Annotated in this window: 27 protein-coding genes, 1 tRNA gene and 1 pseudogene; 10 read left to right on the top strand and 19 right to left on the bottom strand. The window is 63.8% G+C overall.

What is annotated here, in order from left to right; all coding sequences use genetic code 11:
* Nucleotides 1-27: 27 nt before the first annotated feature.
* Nucleotides 28-933 (bottom strand): RNA polymerase sigma factor RpoH, encoded by a 906-nt coding sequence (gene rpoH, locus shn_RS14935; protein WP_064331103.1) that lies wholly within the window; start codon nt 931-933, stop codon nt 28-30.
* 258 nt (nt 934-1,191) lie between these two features.
* On the bottom strand, nt 1,192-2,217 hold the full coding sequence (locus shn_RS14930; RefSeq protein WP_064331102.1) for an RluA family pseudouridine synthase: 1,026 nt from the start codon (nt 2,215-2,217) through the stop codon (nt 1,192-1,194).
* Between the two features lie 35 nt (nt 2,218-2,252).
* On the opposite strand from shn_RS14930, the gene shn_RS14925 reads away from it, so the two are divergent.
* On the top strand, nt 2,253-2,645 hold the full coding sequence (locus shn_RS14925; RefSeq protein WP_064331101.1) for a hypothetical protein: 393 nt from the start codon (nt 2,253-2,255) through the stop codon (nt 2,643-2,645).
* Between the two features lie 6 nt (nt 2,646-2,651).
* Nucleotides 2,652-3,482 carry an RNA methyltransferase gene (locus shn_RS14920; RefSeq protein WP_064331100.1) on the top strand — a complete coding sequence of 277 codons (831 nt, stop codon included), beginning with the start codon at nt 2,652-2,654 and terminating at the stop codon, nt 3,480-3,482.
* Between the two features lie 99 nt (nt 3,483-3,581).
* Here the strand turns inward: shn_RS14920 and shn_RS14915 are convergent, their stop codons facing one another.
* The 3 genes from shn_RS14915 to shn_RS14905 all read right to left on the bottom strand — a co-directional run bounded on the left by shn_RS14915 (nt 3,582) and on the right by shn_RS14905 (nt 5,831).
* On the bottom strand, nt 3,582-3,965 hold the full coding sequence (locus tag shn_RS14915) for a hypothetical protein (protein WP_064331099.1): 384 nt from the start codon (nt 3,963-3,965) through the stop codon (nt 3,582-3,584).
* A gap of 25 nt (nt 3,966-3,990) precedes the next feature.
* The gene (locus tag shn_RS14910; RefSeq protein ID WP_064331098.1) at nt 3,991-5,139 is read right to left on the bottom strand and encodes a hypothetical protein; all 1,149 of its coding nucleotides are present in this window, start codon (nt 5,137-5,139) and stop codon (nt 3,991-3,993) included.
* Between the two features lie 137 nt (nt 5,140-5,276).
* Nucleotides 5,277-5,831: a DUF1134 domain-containing protein gene (locus shn_RS14905; protein WP_245337414.1), complete on the bottom strand. Its 555-nt coding sequence runs from the start codon at nt 5,829-5,831 to the stop codon at nt 5,277-5,279.
* Nucleotides 5,832-6,074: 243 nt separating this feature from the next.
* On the opposite strand from shn_RS14905, the gene chpT reads away from it, so the two are divergent.
* A complete protein-coding gene (gene chpT, locus shn_RS14900) occupies nt 6,075-6,728 on the top strand; it encodes a histidine phosphotransferase ChpT (RefSeq protein ID WP_064331097.1) in 654 nt (217 codons plus the stop codon).
* Between the two features lie 115 nt (nt 6,729-6,843).
* Nucleotides 6,844-7,206 (top strand): PleD family two-component system response regulator, encoded by a 363-nt coding sequence (locus shn_RS14895; protein WP_024270821.1) that lies wholly within the window; start codon nt 6,844-6,846, stop codon nt 7,204-7,206.
* Between the two features lie 212 nt (nt 7,207-7,418).
* Here shn_RS14895 and ctrA read toward each other — a convergent pair whose 3' ends face one another.
* On the bottom strand, nt 7,419-8,117 hold the full coding sequence (gene ctrA / locus shn_RS14890) for a response regulator transcription factor CtrA (RefSeq protein WP_064331096.1): 699 nt from the start codon (nt 8,115-8,117) through the stop codon (nt 7,419-7,421).
* Nucleotides 8,118-8,644: 527 nt separating this feature from the next.
* Between ctrA and shn_RS14885 the strand changes: the two genes are divergently transcribed.
* Entirely contained in the window at nt 8,645-8,995 is a 351-nt protein-coding gene (locus shn_RS14885; RefSeq protein WP_064331095.1) for a hypothetical protein, read from the top strand.
* A 79-nt stretch (nt 8,996-9,074) separates the two neighbouring features.
* On the opposite strand, the gene shn_RS14880 is transcribed toward shn_RS14885, so the two are convergent.
* Entirely contained in the window at nt 9,075-9,356 is a 282-nt protein-coding gene (locus tag shn_RS14880) for a GNAT family N-acetyltransferase (protein WP_064331094.1), read from the bottom strand.
* A 140-nt stretch (nt 9,357-9,496) separates the two neighbouring features.
* Here shn_RS14880 and shn_RS14875 point away from each other — a divergent pair, with 140 nt between their 5' ends.
* On the top strand, nt 9,497-9,946 hold the full coding sequence (locus shn_RS14875) for a paraquat-inducible protein A (protein WP_084438044.1): 450 nt from the start codon (nt 9,497-9,499) through the stop codon (nt 9,944-9,946).
* Nucleotides 9,947-10,020: 74 nt separating this feature from the next.
* Here shn_RS14875 and shn_RS14870 read toward each other — a convergent pair whose 3' ends face one another.
* Nucleotides 10,021-10,296 carry a DUF1153 domain-containing protein gene (locus shn_RS14870; RefSeq protein ID WP_023515011.1) on the bottom strand — a complete coding sequence of 92 codons (276 nt, stop codon included), beginning with the start codon at nt 10,294-10,296 and terminating at the stop codon, nt 10,021-10,023.
* A 434-nt stretch (nt 10,297-10,730) separates the two neighbouring features.
* Between shn_RS14870 and shn_RS14865 the strand changes: the two genes are divergently transcribed.
* The 3 genes from shn_RS14865 to shn_RS14855 all read left to right on the top strand — a co-directional run bounded on the left by shn_RS14865 (nt 10,731) and on the right by shn_RS14855 (nt 13,108).
* Nucleotides 10,731-11,480, top strand: coding sequence for a LuxR family transcriptional regulator (locus shn_RS14865; RefSeq protein WP_064331092.1), 750 nt, complete (start codon nt 10,731-10,733; stop codon nt 11,478-11,480).
* 222 nt (nt 11,481-11,702) lie between these two features.
* The gene (gene mnmA / locus shn_RS14860; RefSeq protein WP_064331091.1) at nt 11,703-12,899 is read left to right on the top strand and encodes a tRNA 2-thiouridine(34) synthase MnmA; all 1,197 of its coding nucleotides are present in this window, start codon (nt 11,703-11,705) and stop codon (nt 12,897-12,899) included.
* 132 nt (nt 12,900-13,031) lie between these two features.
* A tRNA-Met gene (locus shn_RS14855) sits at nt 13,032-13,108 on the top strand.
* A 578-nt stretch (nt 13,109-13,686) separates the two neighbouring features.
* Here shn_RS14855 and shn_RS37605 read toward each other — a convergent pair.
* The 11 genes and pseudogenes from shn_RS37605 to shn_RS14800 all read right to left on the bottom strand — a co-directional run.
* Nucleotides 13,687-14,709, bottom strand: a pseudogene (locus tag shn_RS37605) (recombinase family protein); the annotation flags it as partial.
* A 105-nt stretch (nt 14,710-14,814) separates the two neighbouring features.
* Nucleotides 14,815-15,060, bottom strand: a complete 246-nt coding sequence (locus shn_RS14840; protein ID WP_064331088.1) for a hypothetical protein — start codon at nt 15,058-15,060, stop codon at nt 14,815-14,817.
* On the bottom strand, nt 15,060-15,188 hold the full coding sequence (locus tag shn_RS37440; protein WP_256388469.1) for a hypothetical protein: 129 nt from the start codon (nt 15,186-15,188) through the stop codon (nt 15,060-15,062). The genes shn_RS14840 and shn_RS37440 overlap by 1 nt, the downstream gene beginning before the upstream one ends.
* Before the next feature lie 135 nt (nt 15,189-15,323).
* Nucleotides 15,324-15,881, bottom strand: a complete 558-nt coding sequence (locus shn_RS14835) for a hypothetical protein (RefSeq protein ID WP_145925941.1) — start codon at nt 15,879-15,881, stop codon at nt 15,324-15,326.
* 50 nt (nt 15,882-15,931) lie between these two features.
* Nucleotides 15,932-16,186, bottom strand: coding sequence for a helix-turn-helix domain-containing protein (locus shn_RS14830; protein WP_064331086.1), 255 nt, complete (start codon nt 16,184-16,186; stop codon nt 15,932-15,934).
* On the bottom strand, nt 16,168-16,416 hold the full coding sequence (locus tag shn_RS14825) for a hypothetical protein (protein WP_064331085.1): 249 nt from the start codon (nt 16,414-16,416) through the stop codon (nt 16,168-16,170). The genes shn_RS14830 and shn_RS14825 overlap by 19 nt, the downstream gene beginning before the upstream one ends.
* On the bottom strand, nt 16,406-16,738 hold the full coding sequence (locus shn_RS14820) for a hypothetical protein (RefSeq protein WP_064331084.1): 333 nt from the start codon (nt 16,736-16,738) through the stop codon (nt 16,406-16,408). The genes shn_RS14825 and shn_RS14820 overlap by 11 nt, the downstream gene beginning before the upstream one ends.
* The gene (locus shn_RS14815; protein WP_064331083.1) at nt 16,735-17,457 is read right to left on the bottom strand and encodes a putative quorum-sensing-regulated virulence factor; all 723 of its coding nucleotides are present in this window, start codon (nt 17,455-17,457) and stop codon (nt 16,735-16,737) included. The genes shn_RS14820 and shn_RS14815 overlap by 4 nt, the downstream gene beginning before the upstream one ends.
* A complete protein-coding gene (locus tag shn_RS14810; protein WP_064331082.1) occupies nt 17,454-17,765 on the bottom strand; it encodes a hypothetical protein in 312 nt (103 codons plus the stop codon). Before shn_RS14810 ends, shn_RS14815 begins: the two co-directional genes overlap by 4 nt.
* Complete coding sequence (locus shn_RS14805; RefSeq protein WP_064331081.1) at nt 17,762-18,640, bottom strand: hypothetical protein; 879 nt, start codon at nt 18,638-18,640, stop codon at nt 17,762-17,764. Before shn_RS14805 ends, shn_RS14810 begins: the two co-directional genes overlap by 4 nt.
* A gap of 213 nt (nt 18,641-18,853) precedes the next feature.
* Nucleotides 18,854-19,054, bottom strand: a complete 201-nt coding sequence (locus shn_RS14800) for a hypothetical protein (protein WP_064331080.1) — start codon at nt 19,052-19,054, stop codon at nt 18,854-18,856.
* 279 nt (nt 19,055-19,333) lie between these two features.
* On the opposite strand from shn_RS14800, the gene araD reads away from it, so the two are divergent.
* Nucleotides 19,334-21,049 (top strand): L-arabinonate dehydratase, encoded by a 1,716-nt coding sequence (gene araD / locus shn_RS14795; RefSeq protein WP_064331079.1) that lies wholly within the window; start codon nt 19,334-19,336, stop codon nt 21,047-21,049.
* Nucleotides 21,050-21,053 lie beyond the last annotated feature (4 nt).

The raw sequence follows: 21,053 nt of genomic DNA, 5'->3' as shown, positions 1-21,053 counted from the left end.
CGTTCTGCCAGCCTCCGTCGCCTGCTATCAGGCGTCTTCGATGACGCGCACCGCGCGGGCCTGTTCGGCCGCGTATTTCTGCACGGCTTCCTGCACCTTCTCGAAGGCGCGGACCTCGATCTGGCGGACGCGCTCGCGGCTGATGTCGAACTCTGCGGAGAGCTCTTCCAGCGTCACCGGGTCTTCCGCGAGGCGACGGGCCTCGAAGATGCGGCGCTCGCGCTCGTTGAGGACGCCCATGGCGCGCGCCAGCATGGCCCGGCGGGTGTCCAGCTCGTCCTGCTCGATCAGCGTCTGTTCCTGGCTGTCGTGGTCGTCGACGAGCCAATCCTGCCACTGGCCGGATTCGCCCTCGCCGGCCTTGATCGGCGCGTTGAGCGAGGCGTCGCCGGTGAGGCGACGGTTCATCGAAACGACTTCCTCTTCCGAGACCTTCAGCTTGGTGGCGATTTCCTTCACCTGGTCGGGCTTCAGGTCACCGTCGTCGATCGCCTGGATCTTGCCCTTCATGCGGCGCAGGTTGAAGAACAGCCGTTTCTGGTTGGCGGTCGTGCCCATCTTTACCAGCGACCACGAGCGCAGGATATATTCCTGGATCGAGGCCTTGATCCACCACATGGCATAGGTGGCAAGGCGGAAGCCGCGTTCCGGGTCGAATTTCTTCACGGCCTGCATGAGGCCGACATTGCCCTCGGAGACGACTTCGCCGATCGGCAGGCCGTAGCCGCGATAGCCCATGGCGATCTTCGCCACGAGACGAAGGTGGCTCGTCACGAGCTGATGGGCGGCGTTGCGGTCGCCGTGCTCCTGGTAACGCTTGGCGAGCATGTATTCCTGCTGCGGCTCAAGCATCGGAAATTTGCGGATTTCATCGAGATAGCGGTTGAGACCACCTTCTCCGGCTGTAATAGACGGCAGCGTATTGCGGGCCATTCAGCACCCCTTTCTGAGACGGCTTCCATTCCGGCAAGCCTTGGTACGGAGCCTGATCCTGGAAACCGGATCCCCGTCAGCAACCATGCTCCCCGTGGGTCATGGCGACCCCACTGATCCTACAGATAGGTGTGGCGAAACAATGTTTCAAGGCTCCGCAAGCTTCACGGCTGCGTGAAGGCGGGACGGGCGGAACGGATTTTGCGACACATCCCCAAAGTGGGGTGTTTCGCCTGAGAATCAAGGGGTAGCGTCTTTCTAGACGGCGCGCAGTGCCGTGAGCAGCCGTTCCAAATCCGCCGGTGGCGGGGCCTCGAAATGCAGGGTCTCGCCCGTGGAGGGATGCTCGAACTGCAGCAGGAAGGCATGCAGCGCCTGGCGGTGGAACCCGTTCACCACGGCGCGCGCCTCGTCCGGCAGGCGGTTGGCCTTGGTCTTGAAGGCGCCGCCATATTCCGGATCGCCGATCAGGGGATGGCCGATATGGGCCATGTGCACGCGGATCTGGTGCGTGCGGCCGGTTTCGAGGTGGCACTCGACCAAGGAGGCAAGGCTGGTACCCTCCTCGGTCTCGCCATAGCGCTCGACCACTTCGTAATGGGTGATCGCCTCGCGGGCGTCGTCGGCGTCCTCGCGCTTCACCGCGCGCTTGGTGCGGTCTGTGCTGCGGCCGAGCGGGGCGTCGATCGTGCCCCTGAGCTGGCGGGGGCGACCCCAGACGACGGCCTGGTAGGCGCGTTCCAGCGGGCCGGTGCGGCCGTGGTCGGCGAACTGGTCGGAGAGGTGGCGGTGCGCGGCGTCGTTCTTGGCGGCGACCATGACGCCGCTCGTCTCCTTGTCGAGCCGGTGCACGATGCCCGGGCGCCGCACGCCGCCGATGCCGGAAAGGCTCGTCCCGCAATGGTGGATGAGCGCATTGACCAGCGTGCCGGTCCAGTTGCCGGCGCCGGGATGGACGACGAGGCCCGCCGGCTTGCAGATGACGATCAGGTCGTCGTCCTCGTAGAGCACGTCGAGCGGGATGTCCTCGGCCTTCGGCTCGGGGTCGCGCGGCTCCGGCAGGGCGATCTCGATGCGGTCGCCGGGGTGGATCTTGCGCTTCGGCTCGCCGATGGCCGCGCCGTTGACGCGCACGGCCCCTTCCTCGATCAGCGCCTTGATGCGGCTGCGCGAGAAATCGCCGGCAAGCGTGGCGGCGAGCCAGGCGTCGATGCGTCCTTCGGCGTCTTCCGGCACCGTCAGGACTTTTCTTGTGGCGTCGGCTTCTTTAAAGGGGTCGGTCATCGTTCACTATACTCATTGCCGGAAGGGCGCCTGCCATGTCCAACATCGAAAACGACGATCAGGAAGACAAGCCGCTCGACCCTGTCATGGAAAATGTTCGTCGCAAGATGATGCGCCTGCAACTGGTCTCGGGCGGCATCATGCTCCTGATGTTCATGGCGGTGCTTGCGGCCATTGTCTATAAGATCAACACGCGCGATGGCAAGCCGGAAGCCGTCGCCTCGTCCGGCGGCGCCCTCGCCGTGCCGAGCGATGCGCCGGTCACGGCGACCGCGACGTTGCCCGATGGCTTTGCCGTCTCGGCGGTCTCCAGTTCCGGCGGCCAGATCCTGTTCTACGGCGTGATGGCCGATGGCGCGCGCAAGGCGTTCCTCTTCGACATTACGGCCGGGCGCATCGTTGCCGAGGTCGCGATTGCGGGCAACTGATCCGGCATGGCGGCGGAACCCGTCCCGATCGACGATCCCGCCGATCCGCGCATCGCGGGCTTCGTCTCGATCCGCGAGCGCGACCTGACGGGCCGCGACGGGCTGTTCATCGCCGAGGGCACGGTGGTGCTGCGCATGCTCGGCGGGGTTTCGGCCCGCAAGAATGGGTTTGCCGCCGAAGCCATCCTGCTGCTCGAAAACCGCCTTGCGGGCATTGCCGATGTGCTGGCTTCCTTCCCGGAGACGGTGCCGGTCTATGTCGCCCCGGCCGCGGTCTTCGATGCGATCGCCGGTTTCAACATGCATCGCGGCGTGCTGGCCCTCGGTCGCAAGCCCCCGCCGGAGCGGGGGGTCGCGCTTCTCGGTCGGCTACCGGAAACGAGCCTCGTGCTTGCCGGGTGCGGCCTTTCCAACCACGACAATGTCGGCGCGATCTTCCGCAATGCCGCCGCCTTCGGCGCGGATGCGGTGTTCCTCGACGAGACCTCCTGCGATCCGCTTTATCGAAAGGCGATCCGCGTCTCCGTCGGCTCCGTGCTGAGCGTTCCGTTTTCCCGCGGTTCCGGCGCCGAGGTCATGCTTGCCGGTCTTGCGGAAGCGGGGTTCGAGATCTGGGGGCTTTCGCCGCGCGGCGCGGTGCCGGTGGCGGAGATCCCGGCCGCGCGGCGCATCGCGCTCGTGCTCGGCACGGAGGGCGAGGGGTTGCCCGAAAGCATTCTCTCGTCCTTTCACACCGCGCGCATTCCGCAGCGGCCGGGGCTCGACAGCCTGAACGTCGCGACAGCGAGCGGCATCGCGCTCTACCAGATCGCGCTCGCCATGGGGCGTGTCGCCTAAAGCCTTTCCGCTTTCTTCGAGTCGTGAAAACGCTCAACGCAATTCTGCTGGAATTGCTCCAGGCGCTTTCGGCCGTCACCGTGTTGCGCAGGGTGGCCCTCAGCAGCGCACGCCGTCCCACAGTTCGTTCGGCCCGCCGGTCTGGTCCTGCCATGTGCCGGTGAAGTTGCTGAAATCCGGCTGGAGGGTGATGGAGAGCTTGCCGCTGCCATACATGTCCTGCCAGTCGAGCGTGCGGGCAAGCCCCTTGCCGGGCGGATCCTCGGTCAGGGTCCCCGGGGTTCTGGTATCGCCGTCGATGAATGTGTAGCTGCCGGTCAGCCGGCCGTCGCCGGCAAGCTTCAGCACCGTGATCGCCTCGACCAGCACGCCGTTGCTCCACAGCCGGCCGCAATAGCGTCCGTCGATGCTGGCAGCCTGCTGGGGCGAGGGGGCTGTCGCGCCGGTGACGCTCATGAGCAAGGCCAGGATCGCTGCCTTCATCTCGCACTCCTCCGGTACGGCGACGTCAGGTCTCGTCGTTGCCGATCCGTTCGCGCACGCGCCGGGCGAGGCTGCGATCGTCGCCGTCGAGGGCGGGATCGATCGTGGCGATGAGGTCATGCACCGGCGAACCGGCGCCTTCGCGCGTGGCGGTCAGCACGATCATCTTGCTGGCGAGATCGGCCATTTCCTCGCGCAGCGCCGCGTCGTTCTCGCCGGTCTTCGCGGCCATCAGCCGTTCGGAAAGGGCCGTGCCCTGATTGCGCACGTCCTCTTCCAGCGCGGCGATGTCGATCGGCGGCGGTGCCACCTTGTCGGTGCGGCGGGGGGAGAGCCGGCTTGTGGCGATGGTGCGGGCAAGCCCGGTGGAACGCACGGCCTTCACCGCTTCCTTGTTTTCCGCTGTCAACGTCTTCACCTTGTCGCGCAGGCGGCTGATTTCCGCGATGCGCCGTTCGATCGCATTGTCCTTGTCGGCGCTGCCGGCAAGCTCGCGCGTCAGCCGCGCCTCGAGCTGGCGCACGCGGCCTTCCTCGCGCGACAGGCGCACTTCCAGCGCCTTGGCGCTCTGGCGCGCCGTCTTGATATCCTCGCGCAGCGTGTCGCGCTCGTCCTTGAGATTGCCGATGCGGCTTTTCAGGTTCTCCATCGTCGTGTCGCGGGTGGCGAGATCGATCTTCATCGTGTCGAGATCGGCTTCGAGATGGTTGATGCGGCTGTGCAGCGTCTCGATGTCGGCAACCTTGCCGCGGATTTCGCGGTCGGCCGCCGCGAGCGCCGATTTCAGCTGTTCGGTCTTCATTTCCTCGCGCCGCAGCGCCGAGCGCATGTCGCCGGCCTCGATGTTCATGTCGGCGATCTGGGCGTGCAGTTCGGCATTTTCCGTGCCGATCGCCGCGGCCTGCGCCAGCAGCTTCTCGTTGCGCACCATTTCCAGCGTGTGTTTTTCCCGTTCGCGGCGCACCCCTTCCGACAGGCGGGCGTTTTCCGCGGCATAGGCGGCGCGGGCCATGTCCTTCTGCGCGCGCACTTCCTGCGGGCTCAGCGGCATGGTGGCGCGCATGCGGTCTTCGGTGAACTTGACGATGCGTTTCTGGATGGCCGGCGCGACGAGAAGGCCGGTCAGCGTGGCGGCGAGAAAGCCGAGCGCGAAGAGGAGGGCATACTCGATCACGGGTCCACTCGTTTCAAAACTGGCCCAAAACGGGTTCGAACGAGCCCACCATAGCGGCTCGTCCGACCTTGCGGGAGGGGCTGTCCTTCAGAAATCAACTCTCGGTTAACCTGACGGACGAGGGCGCTCTTTCATTCTCAGAAGGGATTCCAGGTCGGTTCGCGGGTCAGCTTCAGGTAGCCGGCATTGATGCCGAGGCGGGCGCCGACGCCGGTGCGGATCGGCACGAGCACGACGTCTCGGTTGACATTGACCTGCATGCCGACGCCGGCGATCACATAGGCCGAGCCGGAGACGCCGCCGTAGCGTTCATAGAGCGAGTTGACGTCGGGCAGATTGTAGACGAGCATCATCGTGCGGCTGCCCTGGCCGCCCCAGTCGAGGCCGAGCGACGGGCCCTGCCAGAACACTGGATGCTGACCGGCATTCTTGGTGTTGAGCGTGCCCTCGCCATAGGTCAGACCCGCGACGAAGGCGCCGGAGCCTTCCTGGCCGAGGATGTAGCCGTTCGGCAGGCCGTGCGCCTCGAAGGCGCGCTCGACCACCTTGGCAAGGCCGCCCGAGGTCGAGCCGAAGAAGCCGTGGCCGGCATCGACGATTTCCTGCATGGAATATTGGCCGTTCTGCTGGGCCTGCGCCGGCAGAACCGTGAGCAGCGCCAGGATCGATGCCGTCACGATCCCGAACGCCATCCTGACCAGATTTGAAACACCCATGTCCCGTTCGCCTTTCTTCATGTATCGGCCCCGTTCCATGCTGCAATTTGATCCGATCGTCTTAACAATCGGTTTACCAAATGTGGTGTCATTATGGCTGTCTTCAAATCGGGCACGCCTCGCGCAATTCCGGCGTGCTATGCGTCGCGCAGGATGCCCGCGAATGTGCCCATGCTAAGGCCGTCCGCGTGAAGTGATGCGTGGATCTGGGAGAAATTTATGGCGAAAAATCCGAACCTTACGCTGACCGGTCCCGACCTGGCAGCACTTTTGTGCAGCCGTGTCTGCCACGATGTCATCTCGCCCGTCGGCGCGATCAACAACGGGCTGGAACTGCTCGACGAGGGCGGCGCCGATGCCGATGCGATGGACCTCATCCGCACCAGCGCGCTCAATGCCTCCGTGCGGCTGAAGTTCGCACGGCTCGCCTTCGGCGCCTCCGGTTCGGTCGGCGCGTCGATCGATACGGGCGAGGCGGAAAAGGCCGCGCGTGATTTCGCCGCCGCCGAGAAGAAGACCGAGATCACCTGGACCGGGCCGCGCGCCATCGTCGCGAAGAACCGAGTCAAGCTGCTGCTCAACCTGTTCCTCGTCGCCTACGGCGCCATTCCGCGTGGCGGCTCGATCGACGTGACGCTCGACAATCCGGAATTCGACGCGACCTTCAAGCTCGTCGCCAAGGGCCGCATGCTGCGCGTGCCGCCGAAATTCACCGAAATCCTCTCCGGCACACCGGAAGAGGCGGTCGATGCCCATTCCATCCAGCCCTATTACACGGTGCTGCTCGCCGACGAGGCGGGCATGGAGCTGGATGTCGCCGTGAGCCCGGAAGAGATCGTCTTCTCGGCGCGGGTCGTTCCGGCCTCGGAATAATCGATGGCGGCCATGGTTTGTTAACCATGGCCGCTAACGCTTTGTTTGCCAGTCGCCGGTAGAGTTGCACCCTGTATTGTTCCCGTCTGACGGGCGGGAGACCTAGGAGCAGCGAATGCAGCGGTTGATGATCGCCGATGGTTCCGACGTCGTCCGTAAGGTCGGCAAGCGTATTCTCTCGGGCTTCGATTTCCTCGTGCTGGAAGCGTCGAGCTCGCTGGAGGCCCTGGTGCGTTGCGAGGCGGAACTGCCCAATATCCTCATCGTCGATTCGACGATGGACGGTGCGCTCGAACTCATCGGCAATATCCGCAACCTGCCGCAGGGCAAGTCGGTGCGCATCTATTACTGCGTCGTCGAGGCGGATCTCAAGAAGATGATGATGGGCAAGCGTGCCGGTGCGGACGATTTCCTGCTCAAGCCCTTCGACCGCAAGATCCTGACCCAGGTTTTCGGCAGCCTCTCGGCCGCCGCCTGAAACGACTTCAGCCCGAATGTATGAACGCGGCCGCTCGTGAGGAGCGGGCCGCGTTTTTCGTTTGTAGCCCGAGGACCCACGCGGCACCCGCGGCTGTGTCGATGGTCAGGCCCGACCATGACCATGACGGAGGAGCGGTTGGAGATCCTTTGTCGGAAAAGAAAACCCGCCGGCAAGCGGCGGGTTGAAATCTCAGGCGGTGAGGGAGAGCGTCAGGCGCTTTCGAGATAGTCGCCGTCGGGCTCGCGCAGCACATAGCCGCGGCCCCAGACCGTCTCGATATAGTTCGCACCGCCGGCGGCATTCGCCAGCTTCTTGCGCAGCTTGCAGATGAAGACGTCGATGATCTTCAGTTCCGGTTCGTCCATGCCGCCATAAAGGTGGTTCAGGAACATTTCCTTGGTGAGCGTCGTGCCCTTGCGCAGCGAGAGCAGCTCGAGCATCTGGTATTCCTTGCCCGTCAGGTGGACGCGCTGGCCGCCGACCTCGACCGTCTTGGCGTCGAGATTGACGATGAGCTCGCCGGTCGAGATGACCGACTGGGCGTGACCCTTGGAACGGCGCACGATGGCGTGGATACGGGCGACGAGCTCGTCCTTGTGGAACGGCTTGGTCATGTAGTCGTCGGCGCCGAAGCCGAGGCCGCGCACCTTGTCCTCGATGCCGGCCATGCCGGAGAGGATGAGGATCGGCGTCTTGACCTTGGACAGGCGCAGCGTGCGCAGAACCTCATAACCCGACATGTCGGGCAGGTTCAGATCGAGCAGGATGATGTCGTAATCATACAACTTGCCCAGATCGACACCTTCCTCGCCGAGGTCGGTGGTATACACATTAAAACTTTCGGACTTCAGCATCAATTCGATGCTCTGCGCCGTCGCGCTGTCGTCCTCAATGAGTAGAACCCGCATATCTGTCCCCTTTTCCGCCGCTCAAGGTACCTGGCCCCCTACGCGATACGGATCCAGTCGTTGCCTGATTTGGAGGCTGCCACGAATTGGTTAACAAATCCTGATTCCCTTTGGCAAGGTGTATCGATCTGTTAATTATTTTAGGCAGCTCCCTGATTTCATGGATGAATCAGAAATGTGACTCTTAAACTGTCTCATTAAGAACCACAGCTAACTGACTCTTTCGACTCATCAATGTGGCGAACCTGTTTTTTAGCGAACCGCATTTACTGAGCCTTAAATCATCGCACCTATGATTAACGATGCCCGTAAACGAAAGGTTACCAGCGGTAGGGTTTTATTAATATCGCTGAATTTTTTTTAAGGCCCGGCGCGTTTTTCCGGGTTTCGGGCGAAGTGCCGGTCTCCGGCGTGCGGTCAAACGCCGCGCTTCGGGCACTGATTTGGAATGCCGGGTGAACGACTGTCGCGTTTTGACGGCCGTTCGCTCCAATGCCGGGGTCTCGCTATCCACGGGAGTATTGCGTATGAAGTCGCGTGAGAGCCTAGTTCGCCTGAAGGAATTTCAGGTGAAAGACAAGAGACGGCAGCTGGCCCAGCTTCAGTTGATGATGTCCGAATTCGAACGGATGTCGAAGGAACTGGAAAGCCAGATCGCCATCGAGGAAAAGAAATCCGGGATCAACGATCCCAACCACTTCGCCTATCCCACCTTCGCCAAGGCGGCGCGCCAGCGTTCCGACAACCTCCAGGTCTCCATCCGGGAACTGAAGGTGCAGCAGGATGCGGCCGAACTGGCGCTGGAAGAGGCGGAGGCGGAGTTCGCCAAGGCTTCGGCGCTCGAAGAGCGCGACAACGCGGTCCGGCTGCGCGCCTGACCCGATCCGGGTTCTGAAGAACCCTCGCGAGCGGCCGCAAGACCGCTCACGAGGGCTCTTCGCGTTTTTTGCGGCCCTGTCAGAGATTGACGACGTCGTGCCATTCCTTGTGGCGCATGGCCTGGGCGCGGAAGAAGGGGCAGAGCGGCATGATCTTCCAGCCGCCCTTGCGCGCCTCTTCCACCGCATGGACCGCCAGGGCCTGCCCGACGCCCTTGCCGCGCAGCGCATCCGGCACGCCGGTATGGTCGACGATGACGAGCTGCGGCGAGGCGCGCGAATAGGTCACCTCCGCCTCATGGCCCTCGACGATGGTGGAATAGCGCCCCTTCGAGCCGGTTTCTGCACTTGTGATATCCATGGTGGTCCTCGCTGTCGTTGCTGTGCGCCATCCTTTCCTGTCTGGCGCCGTCCCGCAAGCGCACCGGATGTGAACAGAGCGTGCTGCGTCCGCGTCGCCGCGGTGCTATGCAGGGGCATCGAAACCAGCGCTGGCCTGCCATGATCCTCGTCGTTCCCGCCCTTCTCGTGCTTTCCGCTCTGTTCCTCGCCTTCGGCCTCGTCCTGCCGCTCGTGCGTTTCGAAAAACTCTATTTCTTCGACGAGACGCCCTCGCTGATCGATATCGTCGTCTCGCTCTGGGGGCAGGGGAGCGGAGGCCTTGCGGTGCTCGTCGCGCTCTTCTCCATCGTTTTCCCGGTGATCAAGCTTTTCGCGATCGCGCTGGAGGCGACCGCGCCGACGCCGCCCGCGGGCAAGGCGAACTGGCTTGCCCGGTTGCTGCCGATCCTCGGCAAATGGTCGATGATGGATGTGATGCTGGTGGCGCTCGTCATCGTCGCGGCGAAGACGAGCGGCATGGCCTCGGCCTTCACCCAGCCGGGCCTCTGGTTCTACGCCACCTCGGCGATCATGACCGGTCTTCTGCAGATGAAGCTGCGCCCGCACTGAGGCGCCTCGACCCCTCAAACGAAACTACGGCCGCGCGGGGCGCAGCCGTAGGGTCTTGATCGAAAATGAAACGGTTAGTGGCGGTACTGCTGGATGCGCGTGGTGCGCAGGCCGGCAAGGCCGTGATCGTTGATGGAGGACTGCCAGGACAGGAATTCTTCGACGGTCAGCGTATAACGCTCACAGGCTTCCTCGAGGCTCAAAAGCCCGCCACGCACGGCGGCGACGACTTCTGCCTTCCGGCGAATCACCCAGCGCCGCGTGTTGGCCGGCGGCAGATCGGCGATCGTCAGGGGGCTGCCATCGGGGCCGATGACGTATTTAACGCGGGGTCGTATCAGATCGGTCATTGGACTCTCTACATAAACTCAAGACCATATGCCGGGACTGTAGCCCGCCACATTTAAGATTTGCCTAAACGCATGCTAACAATTTTCTAATCTTTTGAGCGGCTTCGCCCGTCGTGCCCAAGGCTGGAAGCACTGGCTTCCCTTACGTTTGCCAGGTCTGCCCTGCGCGATGTCCGCATGGGAGCCATGCAAATATTTCATTTCCCTTTTATTCAAATGCTGCTAATACGCCCTCAAATTTAAGGGCGGCGTCGATGGATGCCACCGGAAGCCCTGGGCTGCATCATCATGAATTCACTCCGCAAGCTGTTCCCCGTGGGGATATGGCTTCTGCGGCGTTTTTCGTCGCCGCTTTCTAAAGGGGTGCGCCTGAATTTTTCCGGACCGGGAATGCACACGCGCCCGGCCTTCGCGCCGGCTGTTGGAAACGGAAAATGAAAGACCCAGACAACATGCTCCTGCAGCAGGGCTGGTCGCCTGAATTCTTGTCCACGGCCAATCTCGAAGCCGTGCAGACCGAATATGAGGTGCTGCACCTCATGCGCCAGTGCGCCAACCATTTCGGCTTCAGCCACTTCCTGGTGTCGCGCTTTCCCGCCAACGAGCAGCAGCGCTTCGCCGAGCGGCTGCTCGTCAGCAACTGGCCGGCCGATCTCGTGCGCAAATACGATGCGATGAACCTCTTCCATCTGAGCCGGCTGGCGATCGAGACGGGCATGACGAAGCTGCCCGTGCAGGGCGACAGCTCGCTTCTCGCCCCGTCCGACTGGGAGAACGGCCATGTCGGCGAAGCGATCGCGCTCGCCGAAAGCCATGGCCTTGCCGCCTCGACGGCCTTCCTTCTGCATTCCACGACATCCGATCCCTATCTGATGGTCTTTTCCGGCATGCAGGCCCCGCTTGCCCGGCGGGAGCTGACGGACCTGCATTTCGCCGCCCTCCAGCTTTTCGAATGCCTCGAAAAGACCTTCGTGGCGGCGACGGCGAGCCGGGAGAAGCTGTCGAGCCGCGAGGTCGAGTGCCTGCGCTGGGCGGCGGCCGGCAAGAGCAGCGACGAGATCGCCATCATCCTCGGTATCTCGGCCTATACGGTGAGCAGCTATTTCAAGAGCGCGACCCGCAAGCTCAAGGCGGTCAACCGCATGCAGGCGATCGCCATCGCACTGCGCCTGCGCCTCATCTGATTTTCCGCACCGCCCTGCCGGCGGACCGGGAAGGCAGGATGCGGTGCGCGGCCGGAAAGACGAGGTTTCCGGCCTTCTCTTGCCCTCGGTGCGGCAAGTTTCTATATGTCGCCCGAAAGACGCCGCGCCGATTGCGCGGCGCCGTCCTTGCGCCAAGCAAACCCCAGGGAAAGGTGCCCCGCGGCAGGCCTTCAAGCGCCGCAGCACCGGAACGGACCTCGCGTGAACAGTCTCGATTTCGATCGCAAGCCGGAAGATACCCGTGTCGTCGTCGCCATGTCGGGCGGCGTGGACAGTTCCGTCGTGGCCGGCATCCTGAAACGCGAAGGCTACGACGTGCTCGGTATCACGCTGCAGCTCTACGATCACGGTGCCGCCGTGCACCGCGCGGGATCCTGCTGCGCGGGCCAGGATATCGACGATGCACGCCGGGTCTGCGAAACGCTCGGCATCCCGCATTACGTGCTCGATTATGAAAAGCGGTTCCGCGAAACGGTGATCAATCCCTTCGCCGAAAGCTACATTGCCGGCGAAACGCCGATCCCCTGTGTCGCCTGCAACCAGACCGTCAAGTTCGCCGACCTTTTGGCCACCGCCAAGGAACTCGGCGCCGATGCGCTCGCCACCGGCCATTACATCCGCTCCCGGCCGAACCCGACGCCGGAGGCGCCGCAGCGCCGAGCGCTCTATCGGCCGGTCGATGCCGAGCGCGACCAGAGCTATTTCCTCTTCGCCACGACCCAGGAGCAGATCGACTATCTGCGCTTCCCCCTCGGCCATCTTTCGAAGGCCGAAACGCGGGCGCTTGCCGAGGAGATGGGCCTCGTCGTTGCCAAGAAGGCCGACAGCCAGGACATCTGTTTCGTGCCGCAGGGCAAATATTCCGACATCGTCAACAAGCTGAAGCCCAATGCGGCGCTTGCCGGCGACATCGTGCATATCGACGGCCGCGTGCTCGGCCGCCACGACGGCATCCTGCACTATACGATCGGCCAGCGCCGCGGCATCGGCATCGCCACGGGCGAGCCGCTCTATGTCGTCTATCTCGACGCCCGCTCGCGCCGCGTCATCGTCGGCCCCAAGGAAGCGCTGGAAACGCGCCGCCTCTACCTGCGCGACATCAACTGGCTCGGTGACGGTGACCTTGAGGCCGTGGCAGCCGCCGGCTTTGATTGTTATGCCAAGGTGCGCTCGACGCGCCCGCCGCGCCCCGCCCGCCTCATGTCCGGCCCCGGCGGCCTCTATGTCGAACTTGCCGAAGGCGAACCGGGTGTTGCGCCCGGCCAGGCCTGCGCGCTCTATTCCGGCGAAGGCGAGGACGCCCGCATCCACGGCGGCGGCTTCATCCTGCGTTCCGAGCGGGAACCTGCCGCCGAGGACGCCCTCAAGCGCATTCTGTCCACCCCGGCCGCGGCCTGAAAGCCCGCATTCGCCAAGGCCTTCGCGAACAAAGTGATTTTTGTGCGAACGTCGCTTGACACCCGCGGGAACAGCACCTTATAAGCCGCGCACCGGACGGAAACAGACATCGTTCTGTTCCTCTTTTCGGGCGGCGGAGTAGCTCAGTAGGTTAGAGCAGAGGAATCATAATCCTTGTGTCGGGGGTTCGAATCCCTCCTCCGCTACCAGCCGTCCCCCCCATTTTCCCGATGAAGGCTTCTTCGCCGGTCAAGGCGGCGATGTAGGTCACGACATCGACCTCATAGTCTCCGTCTATCGGCCCGTCGCCAACGATGATGTGCGAAACGGCGGCCCTGAAAGCCTCGAAGGTCTCGCGATCGTGGATCGTGCCCTCGTTTTCGATCGATTGCCGGACGCGCTCCAGATTGCGCGAGAAGTGACGCAGGGCGGTGGGGTGAACCTCGATCACCGGCACTTCGACTTTCGCTTCGGCCAGCTCCGCTGAAAGCCTTTCTCTTTCCCCTTGCAGTTCCTTCAAGCGCGCCTCGACCCGATCCATGGGCAGCGTGCCGTCACCATAGAGCTTGATCAGGCGATCTTGCTCGCTCGTCATTTTTATCAACCGGCGCTCGATCTCGCCGGCTCGTCTCGCGGCTCCGTCAATCCGCTGCCGACGCTCGGAGAAGTGGAGATCGAGATAGGCTTGCGTCGCCTCCGGTCTCTGTAAGAGATCGAGCATCCCGCCAACAACACCGACTTCGATCCGATCAAGCCGATAGCTCCTGTTGTTGGTGCATGAGCCGCTTTCAGTGTAGCGCGAGCACCGCACGCGCACTGCACCGCCATGGACACCCTTCGATGCCATCCCGCCGCCGCAGTAGCGGCAACGCAGGAGGCCGGAAAAGATGCGCTTCGGCCGGCGGGTGAATGCCCCCTCCGCTGTGTCGTGGCTGCGCTCGGCCTTCCGCTTCTGAACTGCGTCGAAAAGGTCAGCGGGCACGATCCGCAATTCCGGCACCTCGGAGACCTTCCATTCGCTCTCCGGGTTTTCCCGGCTGACGCGCTTGCCGGTATCGGGATCGCGCACCATCTGCACGCGGTTCCAGATGATTTTCCCCTCGTACATCGCATTTTGCAGGATGCCGTAGTTCCGGCCCTTGTTGCCGTTGATGGTGCTGGCATTCCATTTCGAGCCACGCGGGGGGAGAATGCCCTCATCGTTGAGCTGCTTGGCAATATCGCGCGGCGACATCCCGCCGAGGTACATGCGGAAGATACGGCGCACCACCTCGGCCTGCTCTTCGTTGATCGTGCGCTCGCCGGGCCGGCCGAGGACGAGATCATAGCCGTAGGAGACGCCGCCGGCTGCTCGACCATCGGCAACGACGCCGGCCATGCCCCGCCGCACCTTGTGCTTGAGGTCGGCGAGGAACATCGACCCGAGCAGCCCCCGGATGCCGATTTGCATGGCATCGGCAACGCCTTCGTGCACGGCGACGATCTCGATGCCTCCGAAGGAAAGGCGCTTGAAGATGCCGGCAAGGTCTTCCTGATCTCGGGAGATGCGATCGAGCGCCTCGACGACCACAACGTCAAAATCGCCACTGCGGGCGTCGGCCATGAGCTGCATGATGCCGTCGCGGCCGATGAGCGAGGAGCTGGTTTGCGCGCGGTCGGAATAGACCCTGCCTGGCGTCATTCCGTTCCGGGCGGCGTATTCCCGGCATAATGCCACCTGATCGTCAATCGATCGGTCTTTTTGTAGGTCCGTCGAGTAGCGGGCGTAGAAGACGGCTCGCTTTCCTTTTGGCTGGTGTCGCTGGAGCATGGCAGATCATCATTCTTGGCTTCGGGGGCGTGGTTGCTTCGTTCCTCAGGCATTCTTGCGAGGGCCTTTAGGATGTTAAGCAGAACGGGGCATATGTCGGAACGGCTAGTCGGCATCGGTTCCTCCAAAAAGATCGCCCTGGGGAGGCGAGGTATCGATCGAGGCCGCCTTCTCTCGGGCTTTCGCTGCCCATGCGCGGAGATCGGCAGCGAATGCGGGCGAGCGCGCCTCGCGCGCCGCCGCTTCCCGCTCAAGCACTCCGGCGTAGAGAAGCTGGAAGTCCTTCTCCTCCTGCGGCGTCTCCCATTCGTGCCAAGAGACCGTGCCGTTTGCGCTGATCTTTGCCGGCATCAAAGCTCCTCCCCGTTGACCATGGCGATGAAGGCTTCGACGCGCGCTCTGATCGATGCGGGCACGGCGGCATTGCATGGGCCTTTGATCTGCTGGAGCCGGTAGGCGGCAGTGGTGATCAAATCCACGGTAACTCGATCAGCTCGCCGCCGGACTGGAAGCGGCGATAATCGGGATCGCCGCCGACGCGGCCGGTCAAATGGACACTGTTCATGCCGGGCATCGGCAGTCTCCGAGAATGCTGGTGGTGAGGGAGGGGCGCATCATTGCGCCCCCTGGCGGCCGAGGAGGCGGCAATCGCCGATGCGATCCGCATTCATCTGGCCTCTGGCTTTGCGATCGAGGATTTGCCGGGCGAACGCCGGGTCGAACTTCGCGCATTCGAGGCCGGTGCTTCCGCCGCAGAGGAAAATGCAGCACTCGGCGCCTTGGCCCACCTTGCAGATCGCTCGCTCCATACCGGGCGGGACGACGCCCATGTTGCCCTCCCGCTGAAAGACGACGCCCGGCACGTCCTCGTTCGGTGCGTTGGTAAGCCAGAAGCCGCCGGGCGTGATCGTGGCGATGATCTGCCGCCCATTGAGCGCGAGCAGAGCCCATTCGAGGTAGGCCGCGACGTTGAACATGCCGAAGCCCTCGCGCTTCTGCGCGATGATGCCCTCGCCGGCCTCGATGTAATTGAGGTCGAACTCGGAGGCGTCGTCGGCCTTGAGCATGTAGTTATCGCGGTCGTAGACATGCTTGATGGGCTTCCCGCGACGTTGCTCGGCGAATTGCCAGAATTCGCGCGAGAGGTCGGCGGCATTGCTGCCGCCATCCACCTTCCAGGGCCGTTTCCAGCCAAGATATTCGAGCCTCCCCGAAATGATGGTCATCGTGCACCACCTTCCATTTCCTCGCTGGCCGGGATTTCGCCGATAAGGGCGGAGACCAGCACGCCGAAGAGCTTGGCGAGGCTGACGAGCTGCGCGGCCGAGAGGCTGGAGCGCCCGTTCTCGATGCGCGTGACGCTGTGCTCCTTTGTGCCGATTGCCTCGCCCACTTCCCGCTTGGTGAGGCCCTTCGAGATGCGCATCGCACGCACCCGCAGGCCGATGGTTTCGTTGATCAGGTCGAAGTCGGGCATTCGCTCGGCTCCTCTGCTCGGATCGGGAATTGAAGAAAGGCGCGCTCCACCGTCGCGCGGGAGATGAAGGCTTCGTGGACCTCCATCACGACCGTCACGGCGCCGATGTGCTCTTTTGCGTAGGCCCTCGCGGCGTCATTCGCGGCGGTGATATCCTCGTGGTCGGAGATCGTGCTGCGGGTGTGGCCGTCCACGACGAGCCAGAAGCGGTCGGGGAGCCTATTTTCCATCGCCAGCCTCCCTGTCTGCCGTCATCTCCAGCGTCATGGCGAGGAGCTTTGCCGCCATGTCGAGGAGGAAGCCGGGCCGCTCCTCGCGAGGGAGGCAGTCGGCGAAGGTCAGATAAATCGTCGCCGCAAACCAGCTCGTCGCCGCGATCATCTCGGTCGGCTTCGTGCCGGCGGCCTGCTCCTTCTGGAAAAACTCGCCCCACGCTTCAACGACGTTGGAAGCGGTCAGGCGCCCGATGCAGCGCGTGATGGGGTCGTCGCTCGTCGCCCGCTGCATGGCGATGTCTTCGAGCAATTCCCGCTGTTTGTCGGTGATATTCATACGCGGATACCCCGCTCTTTCAGGACACGGTTGAGGGTGAAGCGGAGATCGCGATCGAGCTTCCGACCGTTCATCCAGCGGAGATATCCTTCGGGGATTTCGTCGATCGGCTTTCCCCGATGCTCCCCGAACGGCATCCGCTTGATGCGGATCGGACCGTCCGTGATGCGCAGAAGCTCCGCGAAGGAATGGCCTTCTCCGATCATGTGGGCGAGCAAATGCGCGGTCACATGGCTGTCAGGGCCGGCGCGGTGCGCCACCTCTGCAATCTGCCGGTCAACCGGCAGGCCGAGGTGATAGCGGAGGAACTGGTTGTTGTGCCGCTCCGCGTCGGGATAGATCGCCCTGGCGGCGCGCAGGGTGCACGCGAAGGGCTTCTCTCCGCCGGTAAAGAACCGGCCGTCGAATTCCTTGTTGTGGCAGGCGAAGGCATCGGCCCCGCTCATGAGAGAGCGGAGCACGAATTCGGGCGAGGGGGCGTCGGCGACATCCTCGCGGGTGATGTGATGGGCTGCCGCAGCGCCGGGCTCGATCTCCAAGCCAGGCGCTGCACGGAAGGGATTGCAGAAATGCGAGGTGGGCTCGCTGATCCGCAAGACCTCCCGGCCATCGGGATCGAGAGCGACATCGGTCCACCCGACTTCGAGGAGGCCGACCGGCTTGCCGTCGTCGTTCGGCATCCCCGTCGTCTCGACATCGAAAACCTTGACGATCATCATGCGACACCTCCCGCCTGGGAGGCGTCGATGCCGATGCTGTCGCCAACAGCCTCGGAGAGGAAAGCCTGCTTTGCATCGGCTGCGATGCCGTCTGCGCGCTTGATGGCGGTAGCCAGCAAGACCCGGTATCCCTCATGCCGGAGCAGTTCGTCGAGGATGTTGGTCGGGATCGCCTCCTCCCCATCCGAGACGACGCGGAGGCGGAATGCGCCGCCGTTCGTCTGGAATTGCCGGAGAGCTTCGGCGCGGGTCTCGGCATTGCGCCACTCGGCGAGCAAGCGCTCGAATTTGCTGCGGTCGGCGCTCATGCTTCACCGCCTTTATCTTCGGCGGCTGCGGTGGCGTAGGCGCCGAGCCAAGCATCAGCGAGAGCGGGCACCCCACGGTATTCCTGCGGGATTGCCTTGCTGCTCATACCGCGATGGTAGGCTTCGCCGCCGCGATCCTTCGCGGCCTCGATCTCGTCATTGCTCGGCGCCGGGGTGTCGCCGGGGAAGTCGTCATCGGCCGACTTGCTCTCCCGCTCCTGCTCGGCTGCTTTATCCGCCTTGCCTTCGGCTTCCTCCTTCGGCTTTTCGCTTTTCGGCTTATCCACCTCCTTCGCTTTGCCGCCGCTGGCTACGTCTTCGAGCTTGCCTCGCAGGTTCTTCCGCTCGCCGCCGCCGGCCGCCGCCGCCCCGCCGAACATCTCCTCGACGGTGGCCTCGCCGCTCTTGAGCGCATTGTGCATGCCGATCAGCACCGGCATCGTTTCGAGCGTGATATCGTCCATGCCGCCGATCGACAGCGCGGCGAAGAGCTGCTCGGGTTTGACGCCGAAAGCGGCGAACGCCTTGATAACGCCGTCGCGGCGCTCCCTCAGCGTCTTCACGTCGCCCTTGAGCGTGGCGAGGGCGGCGTCATATGCCTTGCGCCAGACGGCTTTCGCCTTGCTCTCCGCCTGGGCGGCGCGCAGCGCGATTTCATCGGCCTCGTCGTGCTTGCGCTCGGCGGTCGTCTCCCGCTTCGCCGCTTCGGCCTCGGCGCGCTTCTTCTCCTCGGCCTCGCGCAGCTCTTTCGCCTCGGCCGCGCGCGCCCGGCGCTCGGCCGCGATCTTCTCGCGCTGGTAGGCGGTGGAGATTTCCTCGAAGGTGTCGGCGATCCGGTCGAGGCGGTCGATGAGGGGATTGAAGAAGGCGTCCACCTCGCGGCCCTGATCAAGGTACGCGAAGGACGCGGATCATCTGCGCAGGGGAGGAGAAGGCCGCCCGGCGCTGTTGGCGCCAGGTGATCTTTGCCCCGCCGGCAAGGTGGGCGAGGGAAGCCCCGGCCATCTTGTGTTTGATCTCCGCATCGACAGCGGCGAGTTCTTCGCTCGCCTGCTTGGCTTTTGCTCGCAGCTCATGGCGCTGCGCGATCAGATCGAGGATGCGATTGTCCTTCGATAGATCGATCTCCTCTCCAGCGACATGTCGAGCGCCGCCAACGCTCCGACCGCTCCGTTCCGCCGTCCCTCACCGATGTCGCCCGCCGCGAGGTCTATTTGGTTCATGACGTCCTCGGCGTCCCTCTGCATGGCTTTGATGATCTGGGTGATGGCTGCGTTCTTTTCGGTCATGTGCGTCTCCTTTGTTGGTGGTCGCACATTCGCCATCCCCGGTGCCGAATGATGAAGGGGAGGGGCTATGGCGGGGTCGGCATGGATCGCAGCGATGGCGTGCATGTCGCAACCGCCCTTGGGATCGAGGCAGCGGATCTCGTCCAGGCACCTTCAGCCTCCGGCGCTTCGCCCCGGAGGTTTTTCTTTGCCTGCGGCAGCGTTTTCATTGACCAATAATAACTCCGATTATATGAGAATATGAACCAGCATGCTGGTATCGGTCGATTGGAGGGAAAGATGTCGCGGAAATTGAGGTCGCAGCACTGGTTCGGCGGGCTGGACAAGGATGCGTTCATCCACCGGAGCTGGATGAAGAACAACGGGTTGCCGGACGATGCTTTCGATGGCCGGCCGGTCATCGGCATCTGCAACACCTTCTCCGAATTCACGCCCTGCAACGCGCATTTCCGCGGGCTGATCGAGCATATCAAGGCGGGCGTGCTGGAGGCGGGCGGGTTGCCGCTGGAGTTTCCGGTCTTCTCCTGCGGTGAATCGAACCTGCGTCCGACGGCCATGCTCTTCCGCAACCTCGCCTCGATGGACGTGGAGGAGGCCATCCGCGGCAATCCGATGGATGGGGTCATCCTGATGGCGGGTTGCGACAAGACCACGCCCTCGCTCGTCATGGGCGCGGCCTCCTGCGACCTGCCCTCCATCGTCATTTCCGGCGGGCCGATGCTGAACGGCCGCTTCCGCGGGCAAGCCATCGGCTCGGGCACGGATGTCTGGAAGTTCTCCGAGGACGTGCGTGCCGGCGTGATGTCGCAGAAGGATTTCATGGCGGCCGAAAGCGCCATGTCACGCTCGCCGGGGCACTGTATGACCATGGGCACGGCCTCGACCATGGCGTCGATGGTCGAGGCGCTTGGCATCGCCCTTCCGGGCAATGCCGCCATCCCGGCCGTCGACGCGGCGCGCGCGCGGCTTGCCCGCCTCACCGGCCGCCGGATCGTCGAGATGGTCGCCGAGGACCTTCGCCTCTCGAAAATCCTCACCCGCGAGGCCTTCGCCAACGCCATCCGCGTCAACGGCGCGATCGGTGGTTCCACCAATGCGGTGGTGCACCTGCTTGCCATTGCCGGCCGTATCCGCACGGCGCTGTCGCTCGACGACTGGGACAGGCTCGGTCGCGACGTGCCGACGATCCTCAACCTGATGCCGTCGGGCCGCTACCTGATGGAGGATTTCTATTATGCCGGCGGCCTGCCGGCCGTGATGAAGGAGATCGCCGATCTTCTCCATCTCGATACCCTCACGGTGACGGGGCGCAGCGTCGGTGCGAACGTCGCGGATGCGGAAAACTTCAACGACGACGTCATCCTGCCGCGCGGAAAAGCCCTGACGGCCAGCGGCGGCATCGCCGTGCTGCGCGGCAATCTCGCCCCTGATGGTGCGATCATAAAACCTTCGGCCGCCACGCCCGCGCTGATGCAGCATCGCGGGCGGGCCGTCGTCTTCGAGACGATCGATCACTACAAGGCGCGCATCGACGATCCGGACCTCGATATCGACGAGACCTCGATCATGGTGCTGAAGAATTGCGGTCCGAGGGGCTATCCGGGCATGGCGGAGGTCGGCAACATGGCGTTGCCGCAGAAGCTCCTGAAGAAGGGCGTGCGCGACATGGTGCGCATCTCCGATGCCCGCATGTCCGGCACGGCCTTCGGCACGGTGGTTCTCCATACCGCGCCGGAAGCGGCGGTGGGCGGCCCGCTCGCGCTGGTGCGCGAGGGGGACTGGATCGAGCTCGACGTCGCCGGCCGCCGGCTGCATCTCGATGTCGACGAGGCCGAACTTGCCCGCCGCCGCGCGGACTGGACAGCACCCGTGCCGGACATGACCCGCGGATACCAGGGGCTCTATGTCGAACGCGTCATGCAGGCGGATACGGGGGCGGACCTCGACTTCCTCGTCGGCGGCAGCGGCCATGCGGTTCCCCGCGAGAGCCATTGAGGAG

Origin of the sequence: Shinella sp. HZN7 (genome assembly GCF_001652565.1) — a bacterium.
Lineage (GTDB): Bacteria > Pseudomonadota > Alphaproteobacteria > Rhizobiales > Rhizobiaceae > Shinella > Shinella granuli.
This window is presented reverse-complemented; position numbering and strand designations above follow the sequence as displayed.